This window comes from Chitinivibrionales bacterium (genome assembly GCA_035516255.1).
In the GTDB taxonomy this organism is placed as follows: domain Bacteria; phylum Fibrobacterota; class Chitinivibrionia; order Chitinivibrionales; family FEN-1185; genus FEN-1185.
Genome location: DATJAL010000051.1, coordinates 107,409 through 128,768, shown reverse-complemented (window position 1 = coordinate 128,768; position 21,360 = coordinate 107,409). Strand labels below are relative to the sequence as shown.

The following is a 21,360-nucleotide window of genomic DNA, read 5'->3' as shown; positions in this document are numbered from 1 at the left end:
ATTAGATAAGGTGTGAAACCAAGGTTCCTCCAATTGCCCCTGCAACAACTATCATCCATGGTGGCAATTTCCAAAATACCAGCATCACGAATAAAATTGCGGCAAGTGTAAAATCAATCGGAGAGATAATCGCTGAAATCCAGATAGGATTATAAAGCGCAGCGAGCAAAACACCAACAACAGCAGCATTAATACCGGTCAGTGCTGCCTGTAGCGCTAAGCTTCTACGTAGCCAGTTCCAGAATGGAAGAGCGCCCATGATAAGCAGGATGCCCGGTAAAAAAATCGATAAAGTTGCCAATATTGCACCACGTGTACCGTTCATCATCGCCCCAAGGTACGAAGCAAAGGTGAACAAAGGGCCTGGCACTGCCTGTGCAGCCGCATATCCGGTTAGAAAATGTTCGTTGCTTATCCAGCCGGTGGGCACCACCTCTTTTGCAAGCAATGGAAGAACCACATGCCCTCCGCCAAATACGAGCGACCCTGATCTATAGAAGCTATCTGCTATAGCTACCCAATGGTTTGACGTGAGGTGCCGGAAAATGGGCAACAGGGTTAGGAGTGCGAAGAACAGAATAAGGCATGCCGCTCCGAATTTCCTGCTTACCCGCAATTCCGCGTGAATCAAACGGGAGTCTGTGCTGTTTTTGCAAATAAAAAGACCTACGATACCTGATGCCGCTATTACAGCAACCTGACCGATGGCTGCTCTCCACAGCAATACTATTGTCATGGCTGCGATGGCAATTGAAACCCGTTTACGGTCTGGGGCAAGTCTTTGCCCCATGCTGATAATTGCCTGAGCGACAATAGCGACAGCCACTATCTTCAACCCATGAATCCAGCCCAGCGACCCGATATCCGCCCCTCGAAGGAAATAGGCAAAGAAGAACAGCGCAACAGCCGACGGTAGCGTAAAACCAAGCCATGCGATTAGGCCGCCCGGTGAACCGGCGCGAAGCACACCGATGCTGACACCGAGCTGGCTACTGGCTGGTCCGGGAAGGAATTGGCATAAAGCAACGAGGTCTGCAAAAGCGCCTTCGTCAAGCCATTTCTTTCTACGCACGTACTCTTCATGAAAGTAACCAATGTGCGCGATGGGACCGCCGAAAGAAGTTAGTCCAAGTTTCAAGGAGACAGCCAATACTTCCACGTATTTCTTGACATTCAGGTCAAGCGAACGCGCTGGTTGTGGAAGGATAGGCATAGAGGTCTTTGTCCGTTTTGTTTCAAAGTAATGAGATCATTTCAAAGGCGGGCCGATTGTGTATTGATAAGCGGCATAAAGAAAAATATCATTGTGGCCCACGATATCTCTTCCTGCCGAAAGAAGTAGATGATGGTTATCGGTAAAATTTACGATTGCACCAATATTGAAGCCCAATTCGTTTTCCGCACTCTTGGATGGAAACACAGTGCCAAAGGCCTCGGCTCCAACCGTGAGATGTTCCGAAAAATCATGCTGCGCTTCCCAGCCCACGAACCATGAGTTGGCCGGGTCCGGCGTGATATTTATCAGGTAACCGCCACCCCCATAGGTTGTCCACGATCCCCAGCTCTTTTGCAACCAGAGTGGGAGAAAAACTTGAGTATTGCCTGCGCCCAGTCCTTTTGCGGCGTTTCCTGTGGGGATTTCAATCAAGGGAAACACGCCTATTTGTGGCACAACCGGCGTCTCGTTGATAAACCGAAATTTGAGTCCAAGCTCAATATCTCCCGGCCCGTACGTGGAAACACCCGTCCGAGGATGATTAAAGGCGAGGGGGACAATCAGATGAATCTGCGTCTGCCGGAAGATTCCAAAGTTTACTTCTACGTGAGGAGCCGTTCCGGAAACGCCATCTTCATTACTTGATATTTGCGAAGCACCATAAACCTCCCAATGATGGTAGTCCACCGGCTCCGGATCATCAGTATGGAAAGGGGGGCCTGCCATGACTGAGACAGAGGAGAAAAGACAGCCCAGAAGCGTAAAGCTGAAATATCGAACAGGGGACCGAACTTTAAAATTATTTGCCCCCATTATTGTCCAGTCTTGTTCTAAGAATTTGGCGAAGTCTTCGGCCTGTAGACAAGCGAGGCGATGATCCCCGCAACTGTATACTGGATAAGTCCCTCAGCAAACCACAAGACCGAGAGGATAAATGGTATCGGGTAGCTTGCATATTGTCCAAATGAATGTACCCCGCTTACCAGAATGCCCACGAGCAATCCGTAGAAAATACCGCCTGATACGTTCTTCGTTACATGAGCCTGCGTTAACAAGAACACAAAAAGCAATGCGGCAGCCAAATAAGTCACCGGCTCCAGCCAATGGATCATGTCCGGGCGCCAGATATTTTTTAAAGAATGGTTTATTGGCCCGAGGATAAGGAAATCGAAAAGAAAATCAACAAGCGCAAAAGCAACGAAAACCACGAAGCTTGCCGCAAAATACCTTTTAATATTCACGAACAACTCCTTTAGGAAGCCAAGATCAAAGTAAAAGCAAAGATTCGGCCAGTAAATATGGAGGTATTTTGAGCAGTAATAGAGATAAGCATTCCCAAAAATGCCAAATTCTCCCCAAAAAGCATATAGACTCCATTCTTTTAGGGAATCTGTTCCAAGCATCGACATCTGCCTTCAGAAACTTGGTACTTTGAAGTTACAAAACAATGGGAGTCTTTGGGCATTAAAGATCGAAAAGATTTAACCACCAAAGGCGGGCCTGGAAGTAAAAAAAGTGACTATAACAAGTACAAACAAACAAACTGGTACGGCTACAATGGTTCCAAAACCGCACGCAAGAGAAATGGTCACGGCATTCTTTCTCCGCTCACTCTTCTCCCTTGCAATTTGATTGGCAATTCTCATGGAATCGGCCAGGAACTTCATTCCCCTGCTCATCGTTGTGTCCTGAAGAAAGCTTATGTCATCCAGGTCCATGAATTTTTCCGTGCTGGTTGCGTCCGTGAGCGCCCTCGATATGCAGCCACAGACTTCCTCGATCTGGTTACGTGAAGCGACTTTCATCCTTACTCTCCTGATCTCATTTTCCGGCGTTTCGTATCGGACACTCTCTATCAGAATCGTATCATCGAATGCGGTTGCGCTGGTCACGATGTATTCGCTTGCATCGAGTTTTGCGGCGGCCGTTGCATAGCTGCCGCCGGCAGCCTTCAAACTTACTCTTAACTGTTTGAGTGATGGAACCTTCATCCCTGTGTTGCGAACATATTGTCTGGTCAAGAATTGGCCGATTTTATTTCCCTCCCTCTTTGTGATATTGAGGATATTTACCGGAAAAACAACGATTGTGCCGGAACCGCCGGCCAAAGTCGATTTCTCTTGACTCCCTCGCCCCTCCCGGCTTTCACTTTTGGTCATTCGTTTGACGACCATGATAGAATCCACCATATGCTTTGTTTCCTTGCTGATTGCCGTATTTTGAAGGAAATTGGCATCATCGAGACGGACGGATTTCTCAGTGGTTACAGGATCAACCAGTGCCCTCATGATACAGCTTCCGGCATCCCTGATCTGTTTCCTGGAGGCAACTCTCATTTGTGCTCGTCTGATCTCGGTCCCGGTTTGGTCGAACCTGGCGCTTTCAATTACGACAGTATCTTGCGTTCCAACCGCACTTGTAATGATGTATTCCTTCACGCCAAGTTTCCTGGCTGCGGAAAGAAAATCTCCGTTGCTGGCTTTGAGAGCAGATCTTATCTTTAACGCTCCCGACACCTTCCTGTGTGAGAGCATGGCATATTGTTTTGCCAATGCCCTGTCGACGACATGGCCGCTCCAGGAGGAAAGGTTTTTCACCGTGGTAGGAAAAATGGCTACATCGGCAGAAAGAGCGCTCGTGGCCGTTAGGAGCATACTTGCCAAGGCAAACACAATCACCTTTTTCATGAGTCCCCCAAGAGGAGATTTTCGATACCTGCATCAACCTCTGCAATCGGAACACGATCAGGGATGATCGTGGATATATTTTCTCGGTTACTTTGACGCGATGGCCTGGGCACCCGCGCTATCTTCCTGAATGCGAGTCCTACAATCTAATTAGTAGCCAGTACATTATTTGCTAATTGCTTCTCTAATTCCTGATACTCGGTCAAGAATCCCATCGCATCCGACACGGCTGAGGAGTCCGTATACCCGGTGAGCTCGAACTTGAAGTAATACCTATCGAATGTTGCGAAGACATCGGCTCCATCCTGGATGCGGAATGCCCGCGCTGTTGAAGGTGAAAAACCTGTGAGGTAAAGGGTGTCGGAAACTGAATACGTATTAGTGATCGTATCAAAGATTGTTTTTGAATTTGTAGCGTTGCCGAAATCCTCGACATAGGCGCTAAAATTGTGGCTACTAGAAGCAGGATTAATAATGGTACCACCATCCATTGTTTCAACAAAATAGTACTGGAGTCCATCCTTCTTGTAAAGAGTGGCTTTGCTGCCGATCGTATGAGATAGGCTATCGACCGGCAGCATATTGAAATGGCTATTCCAGGCCGGCGTCCAACCGGGAACCTCATCGAAGAGATAAAATTGTGATAGTCTTTGCAGAGGCGTTAAGGGACCTGTCGGGTTCCATGAGAATGAGCAAGAAAGGATTACTGATATGTTTATCATCATAGTCAGCAGCAGTGTCTTGTGAGGGTACATTAGGAGAGTCTCCTTTTTTGTGTTACCCGTGATACCTCACCACCCAATGCCCATTGCAATTCCGAATTCGGTGGGATACACTTCTCTCCAGGCCATTGGGACGTTATACGTCAAATTATGGGCAAGCTCTTCCTGATGCGCGTCGTTAGGAAAGTTGATGGATACGATATTCTGGTTGACCTTCAACTCCGCATAGATCCTGGTCCTGGAAAACCGGAAAAGCATGATGCCGGCATCTGCGTACAAACATGTACCGGAAAATACGGACCCGGCCCCCAAGCCCCACAGCCATCTGGGGTTGATTCCGCCGCCAATATATGGAGAAATGCTCTTGTCGCTCAAGAACCATGAACCCCCTATGTCAAAACCTAGTCCCCCATAATATGAACTGTCGTCGTTGAGTTTACCCGCGTCACTCGTAACGCCAAGATCGTAACTACTAGTAGGTATGACCGCTTCCACTGCGAAATTGATGAAGAATCTCTTGGCCTCAAGCTTCATATCATACCCAAGCATCAGCAACGGACTTAACGGCGCCCTGCGGTCCCAAGCCATCGGTATAAAGTACCCAACTTTGATGCCGTCTATTTTTTCCCCGAAGATCTTATTCCTTTGTGTCTCGGTCCCGGTGACGCTATCAGGACGCATGGAGGCGTCAACGGTGGCGCTACTGACAAATTGCCGGGACATTATCCCGCCGCTCGTCTTTGTTTCACCTTTGGAAATGCTTGCCGCTTCCACCGGGAAGGCTGCACCATCCGCGGCATAGGTTCCGGCAAGAAATCCTAGAACAAGGATGAATGACCTGACCATCTTAAATCTCCCGTTTGGACGTTGGCTTCATCTATTACACAACTCAAGTTGCATGCCACAATTGCCGAATATCTATAATTCTCTATAGCATAGCTTGTTATAAACGGTTCAGGGAATTCTTGCTGTGAGATTTATGGGTGCGTTTGAGCATCTTTCATGAAGGGAGTCGCGACTTTGCGCCATTTTGAATGCATCAGGGAAGAACCAGGATCGCAGATCCAGGGCACACGGGTTTAGAGGATCGGGTCGGGTCACGCGGGGCACCCGGGCGTCAAATATTTCGTCTAGGCCATTGCGAACGATAAGAGGGAACACGATCAAGGAGATGGTCTGGGCATCCGCGCGGGGCACTTGTGCATTAGACACTTCTTTGAAAAGGAACGGGGCCCTTCGGCGACTCGCGCCCAGATCCCCTTGGTACCTCCCAGTACTATTCCATGGACAATAAAATGCTTCGCAAATGTTCAGGAGAGGCGAAGGCATCGTGATTTTTGGATGAGTGAAACGGCTTGGAAATCGTCGACTATTTTACAAACGAGGGAGAGACGGCCAACTCGGCTCTCGAACCACATTGGCCAATTTGATTTTAGGAATACAAAACCTTGGGCTTGGCATGTGAATTGCGGAATAATTACCAATAAGCAGGCGGTAATGAATACCGTGTTTACGGGCCAAACCAAGCACCGTATTATATTGCATTGCGGTACGCATAAAGAGGTCTTATTAATGAGATTCGCACCTGCAGCAGTTCTCTGCGCCATGGCTCTCTCCTGTTCCGGCAACTCATCGTTAGAAGAGGGCACCAAAGCTACTGTTCCGGTTTTTTCAAAGGATACAGCCACAGCAACATTCGCCGGCGGCTGTTTCTGGTGCATGGAGCCGCCCTTTGAAAAGCTTAGCGGGGTTATCAAAGTGTTGGCAGGTTATACCGGCGGAACAAAGGCCAATCCTAAATATGAAGAGGTGGGCGCCGGTGGAACGGGACACATGGAGTCGATCCAGATAATCTATGATACTCGAAAAATCAGTTACCTGCAGCTTCTGAACGCCTTCTGGAGATCCAATGATCCAACAGATGGAGGCGGCCAGTTTGTTGACCGTGGCCCCCAATATCAATCGGTAATTTTTTACCACACCCTTCAACAGAGAACGCTAGCCGAGGCCACAAAGATGAGCCTGGAACATGCGGGGGTATTTGGAAAAAAAGCGATTGCTACCAAGATCATCCCCGCTTCCACTTTTTACGAAGCAGAGGGCTATCACCAGGACTACTATTTGAAAAATCCGGACGATTACCACCGATACCGAAACGGCTCCGGCCGGGACCAATTCCTGGAGAAAACATGGAAAGATAAAGGCTGGAAAGCGGATACCGTTACTCTGTTTGTTTTTTCAAAACCTCCTGATTTGGTTCTCAAAAAAATGCTGACGCCGATTGAATATGAGGTAACTCAGGAAAAGGGAACCGAAGCACCGTTCGAAAATCCCTACTGGAACAATCATCAAGAAGGCATCTATGTGGACATCGTTACCGGCGAACCGCTCTTCAGCTCAAAAGACAAGTTTGAGTCCGGCACCGGTTGGCCGAGTTTCACCAAACCATTGGTCAAGGAAAACGTCGTGGAAACCAATCATGCCGCGGTGGCGACGACCGGGTCCGAGGTTCATAGCCGCATCGGCAATTCGCATCTTGGAGACCTGTTCAATGATGGACCTCCACCCGCACATTTGCGTTATTGCATCGATTCCGCAGCCTTGCGATTCGTGCCTGCGAAAGATTTGGAGAAGGAGGGCTATGGAGAATTCACCGCTATTTTTAAGAAGTAGCCTTAAACAGAATACATCCCAAGATCCATGGATTGACAAATGCGCAAAATGTTCTTAACCTGTTCAATTGTGATTTTGTTTTTAGCGGTTGTACCTGGAGGAATTGACGTGGCTGCTTCCCAAGAAAATCCTGTACCGCTTACTGCCCAGGAAGTTCACCCCCTAGCCGTTGGGGATTCGGTGCCGGATGGAATTCTCTCAACGATCAAAGGCAAGGATGTAGACTTTAAGAAGCTTATCGCCCAAAAACCCAGTGTCGTAATATTCTACCGTGGAGGCTGGTGCCCTTACTGTAATCTGCAAATGGGCCAAATGGTAAAGATTGAACCTAAATTAACAGAAATGGGTTATCAGATATTGGCCATAAGTCCAGACAAACCGCAGAACCTTAAGGAAAGCTTGGGCAAGCATCATATCAACTATACTCTGCTCTCTGATCGCTCGATGGAAATTACCCGGAGATTCGGGCTGGCTTACCAAGTGAATCATGAAACCCTAACGAAGATGCAAGACCGAGGCATATCGCTGGATTCGAGCACCGGCAACAGTCTCCACCTCCTACCTGTGCCAGCCGCCTATGTAGTGGATCAAAAGGGCATCATTCATTTCGTCTATTTCAATCCAGACATTAAGGTCCGTGTCAACCCCGACGATTTAATGAATGCCGCAAAAAAGGCAAGGCCGTAACTCAGCCGAGAGTAAAGGTCTGGACAGAGTCTCGAACCTTGATATTGCCAATTTCGATATCAGGTATTTATAGTGGTTGACACACGCTATTATTCAAATACGCTCTTCTTGAATATCCTTCCAACAAAACCCGAACTCAAGGAGCGCGAAGATTGCAGGCATAGCTTAGAAGCTAAATTCGGAGTTTCCAAACACGTCAAGGCACGGGGGGGTCACATGGCGCGGCGCAAGAATGAGTTTGTGACAATTGGATTTGCTGCTGCATTGCTGATTTTCGTTGCCTTGCCCAGCCAAATATGGTCGACTCAAGCGGACTCTATTCTGGGCCGGGTGGCAGCGAGGCCAGTTCTCCATCACATACTGATCGAGGTCGCCGATATCGCAAGATCTCTGAAGTTCTACCGTGACTGCCTCGGACTCTCGCTCACCTCGCAAGCAAACGGCTTTGCCACGCTGGAATCAGCCAACGCTGGGATCTACTTATGGCAGAACCACTGGGGCTGGGAAGATGCACGCGCTTCCCAAAAGAGCAGGGGAATTGGCATGTATCCGCATTTTGAGGTGGAAAATGTGGCGGCCATGGTGGAGCGGTTCAGAAAGGCCGGGTATTCAATTGTCCAGGAGCCACGCAACTACGATTGGGGAACAGAGGCGTTCGTGCGCGATCCGGACGGCTACATTATCGCTCTGGTGAAGCTGGCCCCCGCCCGATGATTCTCTGACTCAAAGGAATGCCCGATGGAAATGCCGCTTGCATTCGCTGGAACAGCAATTATTGAGAATCTCCTTACAAAAACAAGAATGTTTCGTCCCGTTGCAGCTCTCTTGTGCTTGTGTCTTGTCTGGCACACTGTTCGCGCCAAGGTACTGTCGGCGGGACCTGGTATTTTTCTCGTCTGCAAACAAGGGAGGCTTCCATGGTTGTGTCACCCACTTTGACAAGATCGATTCTCCTACTCTTGGTTCTTGGCATCTCCTGCGCAAGGCCCCAAACGGAAAAGAACAGCCTTCCTTTGCAGTTAGCCAAGGCATACGGTCTCGATTCGTTTTGTCTTGTCGGCAAGATAAAGTATACTTTCAATGTGAAGTTCAACGGAAAAACGATTTCCCGGTCGTGGCTGTGGGACGTGAGCGGTGGCCGAGTAACCATGCAGGAACCGGGCGCGGCGCCGGTTTCCTACGCCCGTGGCGGATCACCGGACACGAGTTTTCGCAAGGTCGACGCGCAGTTTATCAACGACCAATACTGGCTGCTCTTTCCCTTCCATCTTGCGTGGGATACCTCAGCGATAGTTACCGTCGCCCCAAACCAGCCCGTACCCATCGGCACCGGAACCGCGACCCGGGTCACTATAGCCTTTCCGCCCGCCGGCGGCTACACGCCGGGTGACGCATTCGATCTTTTTGTCGACAACAGGAATCGCGTAAAGCAATGGGCTTACCGAAGGGGAAATGCGGCGGCTCCCACGCGCACCAACCTGTGGGAGGAAAATCGCCGCGTGGGACCGTTGCTCGTGTCGCTCAACCGGCCCGGCGCAGACAGCACGTTCCGCGTCTGGTTCACCGATGTTGCGGTACAGTTGAAAGGTTCCAACGATTGGCTCTTGCCGCAGTAAACGACCGGCGTCATCGGCAGCCACAAGCACATTCGCAAATCCACATTCAAAGTGGCAGGTAATGAACCGCAAAACTCTTTTCACGCTATGTTTTCTGTCAATCGTTTCCATTTCCGCCCCGGCGCTCGGGTCCGATCCTTCTTACCGTAACTACAGCGCCTTGCTTTCCGAATATGTGTGCCGAGGAGGCGTCGCCTACGATATGCTTGCGATAAATCCCCGTGTCATGGATAAGGCCAGGACCGAATTGACTTCAGTGAGCCGTACCGGCATCGCCGCGCTTTCCCGCAGCGATCAAATCGCCTACTACATCAACCTTTACAACTTGTACACCATCGACCTCGTCGTGCGCCACCTTCCGCTAAAAACGGGTATCAGGGACATTCCCAATCCGTGGGGCGTCAAATTCATACCTCTGCTTGGCGATACGGTGTCGCTTGACAACATCGAAACCGATATTCTCCGAAAGCAGTTCAAAGACCCGCGCATTCATTTCGCGCTCGTATGCGCGTCGAAAAGCTGCCCGGTTTTGCAGAACACGCCGTACACCGGAGACAGCCTGAACGCGCAATTCAAGCGCGCTGCCTCGGCCTTTCTCATGGACACAACCCGGAACACCTTCTCTGATCATTCAATGAACGTTTCGAAAATCTTCGAATGGTATGGCGACGATTTCAAGAAGGCTTTCGGGTCATTTTCATCGTTTATCGCGGCCACCCTGGCTCGTCCAGTGGGGCCGGATATTCACTTTAACGAATACAACTGGTCGCTAAACAAAGTGGACAAGTGCCCGTGAAGTTCACTTTTTCAAAGGAGTAGGAAATGAACCGGATGTTTACAGAGGCCCTGGGCTGTGGCATTTTCCTGGTTTTGTGCGTGTGCTCCGGAACGCGCCCCTCGAATCTCGGCATGCAGAGCGGCAAGCTCGCGCCATGTCCCCAATCACCCAACTGCGTATCGACGTTTGCGTCCGACAAGACCCACGCCATCAAGCCATTGACCTACACCGGGACCAACGTCGAAGCGAAGCAAAAGCTCATCCGGGTGATCGACTCTCTCCCCCGCACCAGGATCATTTCAGACACCGGCAACTATCTTGATGTTGAATTCACTTCGTTTCTGTGGCGGTTTGTCGACGACGTGGAATTCGTGCTCGACGACAGCACAAAAACGATTCAATTCAGATCGGCCTCGCGGCTCGGCTACGGCGACATGGGAGTCAACCGCAAGCGCATGGAGACGATCCGGGCAAAATTCGATTTGTCAAAGTGAGCACTGTGTCCGGCTTTTGTATTCTGCGGATGGGGTTAAGGTGGGTTGGAGTTCGCGGATGCCGATTGGGTTTCTTCTTCTGCAAGCAGCATATCGATGTCCTTCTTCAAAAGTCCGCTCTGCCAGCCCCGCGACAGCGGGACGCGGGCCTTTCTGTACCTGTCGTTTTCAAGATCTGCTGATCCCACGGAGCCAAACGTGAGCACCTGCAAAGGGCAATTCACGATACACGCGCTGCAGCGGACGCATTGCACGTCGTTCATGGGAACGCCTTTGTTTGCAAAGTTCATCACGTCGATTCCCATGTGACAAACCTTGGTGCAGATGTTGCACGAAATGCAGCGCTTCTTGTTTGCCATGATGCGGTATGGTGAAAATCGACCGTAGATATGCATGAGGGCGGCAAGCGGACAAAAAAACCTGCACCAGACGCGGCCCGAGAAATGGAAATATGCGCCAAGGCCGATCACGCCAGCGAGCACGATGTCAACGATGAGGCTGTACGCTTCGAGCACGCTGTTTGAACCGCGACTGCCGGTCCCTGCGGCAAGGCTCGCGATGGTGACCAGTACGGCAAGCCACAAAACGGCTTGTCCCAAATTCTCTGCTTTCTTGGCGGTTGGGCCGTGCAGCGCATGTGTCCGGTGTTCGTCCCCAAGGGATTCCGCCATTGCCCCACATGGACACACCCAACCACAGTACGCGCCTTTGCCCCATTTGTAAACTATGAACGGAACAACAACAAAGGTCTGAAGGATTCCTAAGACTAGCCAAAACATGGTGGGCGTACCAGTTGCCGCGTTGTAGATGAAGAGCGGCCATGCCAAAATAAATCCGAATGCGCGCCAGTAGGACTGGTTCGGAAAAACCGCTTCCATGATCCAGGCCGGCAGCAGATGATGCGATCCCATGTACGGAAGCACGAAGAGCGGCACAACGAACAGCGGCAGTACCTGGAACGCCATTAACGTAAGCGTTTGTCTGGTGATGTACCCGGTGCTCCTCACATACATACGTCGGAGCCCGAAGATCACAATGGTGAGGGAGTACAGCGCGGTATACCAGTCACCCATGTCGAAAAGCAGCGGCCGCTGCGCCAGAAGTTTATACGCTATGTAAAGGTAACAGACAAAAACCGAAATCGCGAGGTAGTAACCGAACTTGAAACCATTCCAAACGCTCAAAGCATTCTGCTTAATCTTCTTCGCGGAGTATGCCGCGAGCAGGAGCCCGATGATTGCAAAGCAGACAAATCCGAACCAGGCTGCCAGGCCGTCTACTTGCTGCGGCCATGCAAAGCCGCCCAGCATCAGCGGCAATCGCACGAAATCACCAAGGCCCGATATGGCAGCTACCGGAGCTTTTTTTCCAAAGTAAAGCATCATTGCAAAAAACAAAAACGCGGCCAGCGCGACTTTGTCCGGGAATCCGAATTCGCCTTGCAGCCGTACTCCGGCTTTTTTGAAAAACCCGACGGGTGGAGCGGAGCCTATCAAGACAAAAACAACCGCGTTGGGAATAGCGGTATCGCCGCGCCTTGTTGAAAGCAACACGTCGGTTTCGCGTATTTCCTTGACCTTGGATTCAAACAGGGGCGTTACGACGCCCGCCTGCGCCAGATCGTTAAAGCTCCTCAGGGTTCGCTCTTTGGGCCTACCTAGGGATGCCTTGCGATACGAAAGGGTGACGCGGTTGCCGCTCTTTGCAAGCGCGACCGCAGCCTCGACCGCACTGTCGCCGCCGCCGACAACAAGAATATCCTGCCCATGATGCAGACCCGGGTCAATGAGGCGTGAAAACACTTTTGGAAGACGTTCCCCGGGAACGCCGAGCGACCGGGTGGCACCGGTCTTGCCGATTGCAATCACCACCCTGAGCGCCTTGTACGTCGCTGCCGCCGTTTCCACGGAGAAGCGGCCCGAGCTCCCGGTGATGTTTTTGACCATTTCGCCTTCGTGAAGCGGGATGTTCTTAACGGCCATGCCCGCGCGCAACTGCGCAATGAGCGTTTCTTTGGAACCGTCCGTAAACGTAAGCGGCGATTGCACGGGGCCTGCCGGCGTAACGTAGATGGGTTTGCCCGCCGGAAAGTTGCCGATGGTGTTGAACGCTCGCGACGACTCGACAATCAAGTGTTTGTAACCGAGCTCCAGAGCTCGGATACTTGCCGAAACCCCCGAAGGTCCGGCGCCGATGATGATCAGGTCGTAGACATCGCCGGCTTTCCGGTTCCGCTCCGCCGCGAACGTCTCGTCGGCAGACAATTGCTTCATGAGGCGGCTACCTGATTCCGCGGCAAGCTTGATAAGAGGGACTCCGGTAAGGTCGCCAATGCAATACAGGCCCGGCACCGACGTTTCAAACCGGTCGGTAAGCTCCGGCAGCCGCTCCACCGTGCCGCTGGGGTTGTCCTTCTGGAGCCAGCCAAAGTAGAGAAATGGGAATTTCATCGCGCCGGGCCTCTCCATGTGAGGAAATCGGCGTAGGTATCGATATCGCTTCTGGGTTCCAGCAACCTACAACAAATCCCAAGCTGCTTTGCCGCTTCAAGCGTTTTGGAAAGGAGACGGGGTGTACTCCAGCCCTGCACGTCGAAAAGACCGGTGCATTCGGCCGATCCGGCGATTAGATGGTAACCGCCGTCGGCGGCCGGCCCGATTACAGCGTCGTATCCATTGTCAAGTGCGGCGAACGCAGCCGCGATGTCCCCGCCGGTGCGGCCGGGGCAATCGCATCCGATGAGACAGAACCTGTCGTATCCAAGCCCGGCGCAGTGCAGAAACGCGTTCTTCTGGCGCTCTCCCAATGTTCTCCCCTGCTGCCGGAAAAACGACGTTGCCCTGGGAAAATACCTGGCAAGTTCGCGGGGGGCCTGCGCGCCCGTGTATGCCACGTGATGGTGAAATCGCACGAGCGTTTGGGCGGTGCATTGCAGCATGGCAATGTAAATTGCCAGCGCGCAATCGTCGCCGTGCGTCGCGGCGATCCGCGTTTTGACAGCGCCCTTTTGGGGCACTTTTGCAAATACTATCACTGTGCGGCGTAAGGCAATTGAGCCTGCCATTGCAAACCTTGCTTTCCTTGATAATAGCGAACATAATAGTCTTCGCAATCTGAAGAAACGAGCCCGAACCTTCGTTGCAGTACATATTTCAAATTGAGCCATAAAACTATAACGAAATTTCGCACATAGCCGTCGCGCTCCCACTTTCGCACCGAATTGCCTATGCTGCAGGGAAGGAACGCCACCGAACCGCGTTCCTTCATGAGAAAGGAAAGCTCTACATCCTCCATGATTTTATACGCCGGGAACCGGTCTCCAATCGCCGCCGTACGGAAGAACTGTGCCTGGTCGCCAAAAGAAATGCCGGTAAGCATTGTCCGGCCGTTATTGAGCAGCGATGTGAGCGTATACCGACTCCGGGCACTTTGGTACCGGGCGCGAAACGCACCGCCGGAAACATGCGGGTTTTTTCCAAGAACGGTGGCGAGCCGGGAAATCAGGGTTTTGTCCGGCCTGCTGTCTGCGTGCAATACAAGAATGACGTCTCCTCGTGCCGCAGCAATGCCCTGCCGGATTTGAATGCCGCGACCCTGCGCCGATGTCACGACCCGCACGGCCGGAAGGTTCCTGAGGACATCGCGGGTCCCGTCGGCCGACCCGCCGTCCGCCACGATGACCTCGTGGCAAAGCGCCTCGCACGGCACAATGGCGTTGATGCACGCAACGATGTTTTCCCGCTCGTTGAGGGTTGGAATGACTATTGAGAGAAACGAGGGCGGCGGGTATTGTGCCGGCGCAAACGATGCGCCACGGAAAAAGCCCCACAGCGAAAGCAGGGCAAACGGAATATATTCGGCGGCCCATAACAGGGACGATTCTTTCCACACACCCGTTTCCACGTAGCCAATGTTGACAAGTGCCGCAAACCCGACGGTAAGGTGCAACAGAATCCAAGGCCGCGACTGGTAGAACGGCAATAGTATCGTGGCGAGCAACAGGTACCATGGATGCGCGGTGGTTGAGACCAGAAAAAATGCGCCGGCCGCGTAAAATGCAGCGCGTAAACGATCCGGCGTAAAGAAGAACAGATACAGCATCACAACGATCAACAGCGCGAGGCAAAACACAGGGACCAGTGAAAAGGGCATGAACCACGAGAGAATCGTTGCCGCAAAACCGTTAAAATGAAACATGGTGGCAAATTGCAGCGGTACTGAAAGAAATGATAGACCGGGCGCCAGATACAATCCGTAAAGGCCAATAGGCGCGAGCGCAAGAATCGACCAAGCGACGTTGTTTCGCCTGAGCAAAAACGGAAACAGAAAAACCGGCGTGAGCTTTGTGGCACACGCCAGGCCGAAGAAAAGAAACGTGAGGATATGGTTTTGTTTACGAAAAAAGTAAAAAGAGCCTGCGATCCAGAAGAGCATGACGCTTTCAAGATGCCCCTCTCCCGCTATTGCATACAACACGAGCGGATTAAGCGCATAGAGGAGAAGATGCCCTGGCTCCATTGACCAAGTGCGCATGAGCAGGGCCAGAAAAAGCATGACGCCGAGATCAAACAAGGTAAAGATGATCTTGAAAAAGAACGGCGACGTTGTTCTTGCAGCGCACAACCGGAACAGGAGTTCGGCAACGGGACCATACCCGGCGGGCACAGACTTATGGTTGACTCCTTTCCACGTAAAATCGCGAAGCGCCGCTAGACGGGGCGAGTCCGGCGCAAGCGCATAGGGGTTGTATCCGGCGTTCTGGACTTTCCCTTCCCATATGTACCGGTTCACATCGCTATTGGCCGGAAACGGCAGGAGCGCGGCACGAAAAGCAACGGCAAGGAGAAAGACGGCCCACAACGGTCCGCGCTTGGGCCATAAACGCCACAAGCCAATCATACCAGCAAATACAAGCCCGTAAAATGCGATGAAGAATGCGGGAGTCATAGGGATAAGTCAGGAGCGCACAACAGCTGGCTTCCCCACAGCGCCCTGGCATGAGGAACCTTGCCCCGCAGTGCACGCATAGCAATGATCATCCAGAGTGATTCGCCGTTGCCGCAAGGCGCGCAGGTCGAATTTCTCGATATGGTTCGGCGCAGCATGGTCTACCTTGAGGCCGAGCATCTGGTTGAAGTCGCAATCGTAAATTGCACCGTCCCACCCGATAGACAGCGTGGTGCGGCACATCACATTCTCCGCGGCGCCCAGATTAAATGCCCGATCGAGCGTCGCCATGTATTCCTCATAGCAGCCCTTGGCGGAAAGATACTCCTTGAACCTGCCCACCGGGCTGTTGGTAAGGCAAAAGAGTTTATTAAAGCTGATGCCATGAACGGTCCCCAGCTCGGCTTTGTATTCCTGTTCGAGTGCGGACTGCGGCCCGGGCAGAAACGATCCAATCGGATTGTGCACCAGGTCCAAAACCAGACCACTGCCCTCACGACCGTATCCACGGCCGTTGAGCATCCGAATGACTCCAACAACTTTGTCGAACGCGCCCGTTCCGCGCTGGCGGTCGCATTTCTCCGCCTTCCAATGCGGCAGTGACGCAGCCAGTTCCACCTTGTTGCGTACGTAAACATCCAGAAAACATTCGTATTCCTTTTCGAGAAGGATAATCAGGTTGGAGCGCACAATCAGCCGCTTCCCGAGTTTGGCCGCGGCATCAATGAACCACTCAACGTGCGGGTTCATTTCCGGCGCCCCGCCGGTAATATCGATGGTGGCTATGGACGGCCCTGCCGCGATGGCGAGACATTTTTCGAGCGTTGCGCGCGACATCACCTCGGTCCGGCCCGGCCCTGCCTCAACGTGGCAATGTTTACACTGGAGATTGCAACGCCTCCCCACATTGATCTGCAAGGTAATAATGTCCTGGCTCAAAAGCGGGAACAGCGATGTTGCCCGCAATTTCTTTTCAAAAGGGGTAGTTTGTGGTTCCATCGCAGACCGCGCTACATCTCATTTTTCCGAATGATTTTTCTCATCTGGGTGGCATGTGCCAATACGGCGCCCGCGACCATCGATGCGCCCACGTGCACCGCCTCCATCATCTCGTCGCTGGTAAGACCGAGAGAAAGGCACTTTGTGGTGTAGGTGTCGATACAATATGGGCAGTGCTCAGTATGGGCAACGGCAAGGGCTATTAAAGACTTTTCGCGCTCTGTGAGCTTTCCCGCTGTGGTGGAGCAGCCATAGTAGTCGAAAAAGGCCTTTCCCTGGTCGCGCGCAAATTCCTCGATGTTGGGGAAATCGGCCAAATCCGCACTTTCATAATACTGGTGAGCCATGAAAGATTCCTTTCCGTTTCGATCGGCGCGTAATGCCGACTTGATGAAACAAGTTAGAGGATGCCTGAGCTCGTCGAGAGGTTTCTATCCCGGAATGCAACATCACTAGTGGTCGGTTAATGTGATGATCGGTTGCTCGACTTCAAGACAATTTGACAGAGAAAATGTCCCCACGCGCTCAGCCCTAATGGCTCAATGTTTTAAGACGACCTATGGAAAAATACCATCCGTTATGCCGCCTTCCTAAAATAATAATGATAACCATATCGGTGGGCGGAAGTGCCATATTCGCCATAAACGCGATGGGAATAGTTACCAAGATAATCCCTCCAGTACTCCAGTAACAAGACCCGGAAGATATTCCATGGTCCAATTCGTGCCGTCTAATATTTTTCAAACATGAGGAGGTTCACCCTTTTATTTCTAATTACAACGTCCCTTTGCGGAATGACCGTGGAACTCGCCTTTACCCCAAAGTTCTTTCACAAATCGGATTGCCTTCGATTTTACGGCGAACAAGTTTGAATTCGACTTCTCCACCGGGAGTCAAATATTTGCCTATTCTTTCGATGCCTCAGGGGGTACGATGTGGACTTCCAGGCGGTAGTGGCAGTATACCTTATATAATATGGAAAGAGGTCACGGATGGTCAAACTGGGACATAAGCTCCACTTTGGCGTGGGCCGTACGGAGACGTGCAGTCAGCTCCCTCGATGCCTTGAAAACAGGCTTGATCCCCGCATTGATATGCACCGCTTCACCTGTCATGGGGTTCCTTGCCTCCCTGGCCTTCGTTTTTTTGATCTTGAACCTCCCGAAGCCGCGGATTTCGATGTTCCTGCCTTGTTTCAGCGACGAAGAAACCGCCTCAAGAAAGCTTTCAAGAATTATCCCGGTATCAACCTGGGTAAGGCCCGTTTTGTCTGAAACGGTTTGGACAAGGTCTTTTTTGGTGACATTCGACATGGCTAAATCTTTTCGTTATTTGTCAAACGGCGTTTGGCCCAGCAAAGCGCGGACAAGCTGGTAATCGATAACGATCCAATTTGACATACGCGGGTGACTTTGTGATTTTTGTTGTCCCAAAAAGCGAACTCGCATTTGTATCGCAGCGTCAATGAAAGCACCGCCAACGCCGCAAGATGCTTCACGCTAAAAACGCCTTTAAATGAGATCTTGATCTCGCGCCGCGAGGCTTAAATCGGGAATCCGATGGAAAAAAAACATATTATGCGGGTTTACAAGGCAAGAACAAAACGGCGGGCTAGGAGAAATATTTTGGAATGAAAACTGAAAATTTGTTTTTCATATCTAGTGTGCGACAAGATATTTTTCTACTCGTTCTTTTTCAAAATTTTTTATCTTTTCCTGGTGCGTTTGGTGCAGTTTTGAAGCGGTCGGCAGAAGACTTTAGGTGAAATCAATAAGTTACGGATCATGGCGAGGAATCCCAGCCTCTCCGCCACGCAAAAAGGGATCTTTGCTCGAACGCAAAGATCCCTTTTTTTTGATATTTCCGAGTAAAATCCCGGATTTCTCAGCAACCGCGAACTTGACATTTTGCCCGGACGTGAACGCCGGGGAACAACGCGGCCTCCACCGGGGGGCGCCTACCTCATCTTTTCTCCGGCTCTCTTCCGCGGGGTGCATTGTTGTTTTGGACATTGTTGTTTTTTTGTTCGACCTTCGGCGGGGGCGCGGCGCGAGGCTGCTCAACGCGGGGCGCCCTGACCATTTCTTCCATTGTCTTTTGCCGCTGCTGTTCTTCCCGCGCCTCTTGCTGCACCTGGGCCTGTACCAGGGTCCGGACCTGCTCTTGCTTTTCGGGCGCCGGCTGCTGCACCACTTTTGATTGCGGCATTGCCGGAGGCGCCTTGGGCGGGGTCCAAGCCTTGATTTGCGCGACATGCGCCTGGGCCTGCTGTGCCCTCATCGTCCGGACATCGGCCTCGGCCTGCAACGCCGCGCGCTTCTTAGCATCGGCTTCGGCCTGCGCGGCCTTTTCGAGATCGGCTTTTTCCTTAATCGCATTCTGGGCCGCCGCACTCTGCCGCTGCACCGTTTGCGCGATCGCGTCCTGCTGACGTTTTGCGAAATCCTGCGCCGGCGGGGTCGCCCGCGCCGACGTTCTCTGCAGCCGTGCGTTGACGGCCTCGGGGTTTTCTCGCGCCGCCGGCGATATCGCGGGTTTGTATACAACCAGCCCGTTGTTCCTCATCTGGGCGTGCTGGATGGGCTGGCCCGGGCTCAGGTTCCTGCTCACGATGGGAACGGCCGTTATTTTCCTGTTCGCCGCTTTGGAAACAACCTCGACCGGCAGTCCGCGATTGACGAAGTGCCCCCTGTCGTAACTATAACCGTTCTTGACAAAAGAGGTGCGCCGGTACGCTTCATCGGCCCGGACCGAAGGCACCGTATGCCCCCACGGGTGCGCATCGCAAAAGTGGCCGGTGGGCACAAAGTGATATTCGTCGGGCGTCAGGTTGAACTCAAAGTCAACGCCGGCGCGTGACGCCCCGAAATACCATCCTTCATTTTCCACGTAGCGGGTGTTCGGCGGCAGTGGCGCCCATCCGCAGTATTGGTCTCCCATCCTCCAAGAGACCCATGCGGGCCCCCACTCAGTGCCGGGCACCCAGCACCATCCATGGGTGCGGTGATGAAGCCACCGTCCATAATGGAATGGCGCCCAGCCCCATGAATAATCCGATACCCAGCACCAGCCCCAATCGGAATACACCCAGTGACCGCGGTTGAAATAAGGGGCCCATTCGGGATTGACAACCTCCGCATTGGGCTGCCAGCACCACTGACCGTCTATGTTGACCCAATTTCCGTACGGTGCGAGCGATTCATAAAAAAACGACATGGTCGGGCTGTCGGAGGGCGGGACAACGGCTGAGGCTGAAAGAACGGGCGGCGCAGCGGCGGTATCGTTGGCCGCCTCCTTTATTTCCTCGCGCGCCTCCGCAGTGTCGACCTGGCGGCCGTGAACCAAGGCGGCCCTGATGACCTTTGACGAAACGCCGAGATCCTTGAGCGTGATAATGTCGTCGGCACTCAAATCATAGGTCTTTTGCGACGATTCGATGTATGTCTGGAGCACCTCCTCATCCACCCCGGACCTCGCCATGCTTATAAGGTCGTCGGCCCCTGATGAGGCCGCGGCCTCGCCCGAGGCACTACCCCCGGAAAATCCCTGCATCAGGATCGCGGCACAGGCTCCCGCAATGATAAAGATCGTTTTAATATTGGCCTCCTTGAAGGTGGTTAAAGTGATCTTTTGTTGGTTGATCGTAATCATGATACCGACTATTAAAATATAATCTGGGCACTGCTATCTTACACATTCAACACCCTTCCAAACGCATGCCGGTGTTTCTTGGTAATCTCATGATCCTCACCCAAGCAATGAAAAATGGCAATGCAGGCTTTTTTTGCCCCGTCGCCTTCGAATGCCCGGTCTTTTTCCATCACCCGGATCATTTTACCCAGCGCCGAATCGAAATCCTGGCGCGAAAGGGAATCGATGGCATCAAGGTACAAGGCCTTGACAGGAGCGTCAGCCAGCGCATCAGGATCATTTCTCTTTTTCAAGAGCGCAGAACATTGAAGGACCATTTCCGCGGTTTCGTAAACCTCATCGCCAGGCTGGACTTCCCGGCACAGGGATTCCGCACGGTCGGGGTCTGAGAAGATGAGTGCCCGTCCCAGCAGAACTTTTGCTTCACTATTTCCCGGTTCAGCTTCCAACACCTGTTCGAGCAGCACGGCGGCCCGCTCCGCCTGGCCGCTTTTGAGCAGGTCGAGCGATTCCTTCATCTGGGCGTCGTACTTTCCCGGGATTACTTCCTTGAGCCACTTTACGATAAGCTCCTCAGGCAGCGCACCCAGGAACTCGTCCACCACCTCGCCGCCGATAAAGAGCTTTACATCCGGTATGCTCCCTATTTTATACCGCAGGGCGACGTCCTGGTGGGCCTCGGTGTTTACTTTTACCAATATCCATTTGCCGGCGTTTTTCTCCGCCAGCCGCTCCAAAATCGGGCCAAGCACTTTGCAGGGAGCGCACCACTCCGCCCAGAAATCGGCGAGCACCGGGATCTCTTTGCTTTTTTCAATGACGTCCTGCTCGAAATCGGTGATTTCGTAGTCCATACTTTAAATATAAAATATGTGAGGTGAAGAAAAAAT

Annotated in this window: 20 protein-coding genes; 6 read left to right on the top strand and 14 right to left on the bottom strand. The window is 52.1% G+C overall.

Annotated features, from left to right (window positions below; all coding sequences use genetic code 11):
- Nucleotide 1: 1 nt before the first annotated feature.
- The 6 genes from VLX68_15215 to VLX68_15190 all read right to left on the bottom strand — a co-directional run bounded on the left by VLX68_15215 (nucleotide 2) and on the right by VLX68_15190 (nucleotide 5,471).
- Nucleotides 2-1,213, bottom strand: a complete 1,212-nt coding sequence (locus VLX68_15215; protein ID HUI93595.1) for a chromate transporter — start codon at nucleotides 1,211-1,213, stop codon at nucleotides 2-4.
- 36 nt (nucleotides 1,214-1,249) lie between these two features.
- Complete coding sequence (locus tag VLX68_15210) at nucleotides 1,250-1,903, bottom strand: transporter (GenBank protein HUI93594.1); 654 nt, start codon at nucleotides 1,901-1,903, stop codon at nucleotides 1,250-1,252.
- A gap of 143 nt (nucleotides 1,904-2,046) precedes the next feature.
- Nucleotides 2,047-2,619 (bottom strand): hypothetical protein, encoded by a 573-nt coding sequence (locus VLX68_15205; GenBank protein HUI93593.1) that lies wholly within the window; start codon nucleotides 2,617-2,619, stop codon nucleotides 2,047-2,049.
- A 78-nt stretch (nucleotides 2,620-2,697) separates the two neighbouring features.
- On the bottom strand, nucleotides 2,698-3,903 hold the full coding sequence (locus tag VLX68_15200; GenBank protein ID HUI93592.1) for a hypothetical protein: 1,206 nt from the start codon (nucleotides 3,901-3,903) through the stop codon (nucleotides 2,698-2,700).
- Nucleotides 3,904-4,049: 146 nt separating this feature from the next.
- Nucleotides 4,050-4,658, bottom strand: coding sequence for a hypothetical protein (locus VLX68_15195; protein HUI93591.1), 609 nt, complete (start codon nucleotides 4,656-4,658; stop codon nucleotides 4,050-4,052).
- Nucleotides 4,659-4,694: 36 nt separating this feature from the next.
- The gene (locus VLX68_15190; GenBank protein ID HUI93590.1) at nucleotides 4,695-5,471 is read right to left on the bottom strand and encodes a hypothetical protein; all 777 of its coding nucleotides are present in this window, start codon (nucleotides 5,469-5,471) and stop codon (nucleotides 4,695-4,697) included.
- 651 nt (nucleotides 5,472-6,122) lie between these two features.
- Here VLX68_15190 and msrA point away from each other — a divergent pair.
- The 6 genes from msrA to VLX68_15160 all read left to right on the top strand — a co-directional run bounded on the left by msrA (nucleotide 6,123) and on the right by VLX68_15160 (nucleotide 10,873).
- Nucleotides 6,123-7,298 (top strand): peptide-methionine (S)-S-oxide reductase MsrA, encoded by a 1,176-nt coding sequence (gene msrA, locus VLX68_15185; protein ID HUI93589.1) that lies wholly within the window; start codon nucleotides 6,123-6,125, stop codon nucleotides 7,296-7,298.
- Between the two features lie 39 nt (nucleotides 7,299-7,337).
- Complete coding sequence (locus VLX68_15180) at nucleotides 7,338-7,985, top strand: peroxiredoxin-like family protein (GenBank protein ID HUI93588.1); 648 nt, start codon at nucleotides 7,338-7,340, stop codon at nucleotides 7,983-7,985.
- Nucleotides 7,986-8,057: 72 nt separating this feature from the next.
- A complete protein-coding gene (locus VLX68_15175) occupies nucleotides 8,058-8,699 on the top strand; it encodes a VOC family protein (protein ID HUI93587.1) in 642 nt (213 codons plus the stop codon).
- A 203-nt stretch (nucleotides 8,700-8,902) separates the two neighbouring features.
- Nucleotides 8,903-9,601, top strand: a complete 699-nt coding sequence (locus VLX68_15170; protein ID HUI93586.1) for a hypothetical protein — start codon at nucleotides 8,903-8,905, stop codon at nucleotides 9,599-9,601.
- A 61-nt stretch (nucleotides 9,602-9,662) separates the two neighbouring features.
- Nucleotides 9,663-10,397, top strand: a complete 735-nt coding sequence (locus VLX68_15165; GenBank protein ID HUI93585.1) for a DUF547 domain-containing protein — start codon at nucleotides 9,663-9,665, stop codon at nucleotides 10,395-10,397.
- A gap of 26 nt (nucleotides 10,398-10,423) precedes the next feature.
- Nucleotides 10,424-10,873: a DUF1499 domain-containing protein gene (locus VLX68_15160; protein HUI93584.1), complete on the top strand. Its 450-nt coding sequence runs from the start codon at nucleotides 10,424-10,426 to the stop codon at nucleotides 10,871-10,873.
- 35 nt (nucleotides 10,874-10,908) lie between these two features.
- Here VLX68_15160 and VLX68_15155 read toward each other — a convergent pair whose 3' ends face one another.
- From VLX68_15155 to VLX68_15120, 8 genes are all read right to left on the bottom strand, one after another.
- The gene (locus VLX68_15155; GenBank protein ID HUI93583.1) at nucleotides 10,909-13,323 is read right to left on the bottom strand and encodes an NAD(P)-binding domain-containing protein; all 2,415 of its coding nucleotides are present in this window, start codon (nucleotides 13,321-13,323) and stop codon (nucleotides 10,909-10,911) included.
- A complete protein-coding gene (locus tag VLX68_15150; GenBank protein HUI93582.1) occupies nucleotides 13,320-13,937 on the bottom strand; it encodes a TIGR04282 family arsenosugar biosynthesis glycosyltransferase in 618 nt (205 codons plus the stop codon). Before VLX68_15150 ends, VLX68_15155 begins: the two co-directional genes overlap by 4 nt.
- Entirely contained in the window at nucleotides 13,904-15,772 is a 1,869-nt protein-coding gene (locus VLX68_15145; protein HUI93581.1) for a glycosyltransferase, read from the bottom strand. The genes VLX68_15150 and VLX68_15145 overlap by 34 nt, the downstream gene beginning before the upstream one ends.
- Before the next feature lie 57 nt (nucleotides 15,773-15,829).
- Nucleotides 15,830-16,819, bottom strand: coding sequence for an arsenosugar biosynthesis radical SAM (seleno)protein ArsS (gene arsS, locus VLX68_15140; protein ID HUI93580.1), 990 nt, complete (start codon nucleotides 16,817-16,819; stop codon nucleotides 15,830-15,832).
- Nucleotides 16,820-16,830: 11 nt separating this feature from the next.
- Complete coding sequence (locus tag VLX68_15135) at nucleotides 16,831-17,166, bottom strand: arsenosugar biosynthesis-associated peroxidase-like protein (protein HUI93579.1); 336 nt, start codon at nucleotides 17,164-17,166, stop codon at nucleotides 16,831-16,833.
- A gap of 639 nt (nucleotides 17,167-17,805) precedes the next feature.
- On the bottom strand, nucleotides 17,806-18,132 hold the full coding sequence (locus tag VLX68_15130; protein ID HUI93578.1) for an HU family DNA-binding protein: 327 nt from the start codon (nucleotides 18,130-18,132) through the stop codon (nucleotides 17,806-17,808).
- A gap of 649 nt (nucleotides 18,133-18,781) precedes the next feature.
- Entirely contained in the window at nucleotides 18,782-20,470 is a 1,689-nt protein-coding gene (locus tag VLX68_15125) for a cell envelope integrity protein TolA (GenBank protein ID HUI93577.1), read from the bottom strand.
- A 38-nt stretch (nucleotides 20,471-20,508) separates the two neighbouring features.
- Nucleotides 20,509-21,324: a tetratricopeptide repeat protein gene (locus VLX68_15120; GenBank protein ID HUI93576.1), complete on the bottom strand. Its 816-nt coding sequence runs from the start codon at nucleotides 21,322-21,324 to the stop codon at nucleotides 20,509-20,511.
- Between the last annotated feature and the right edge of the window lie 36 nt (nucleotides 21,325-21,360).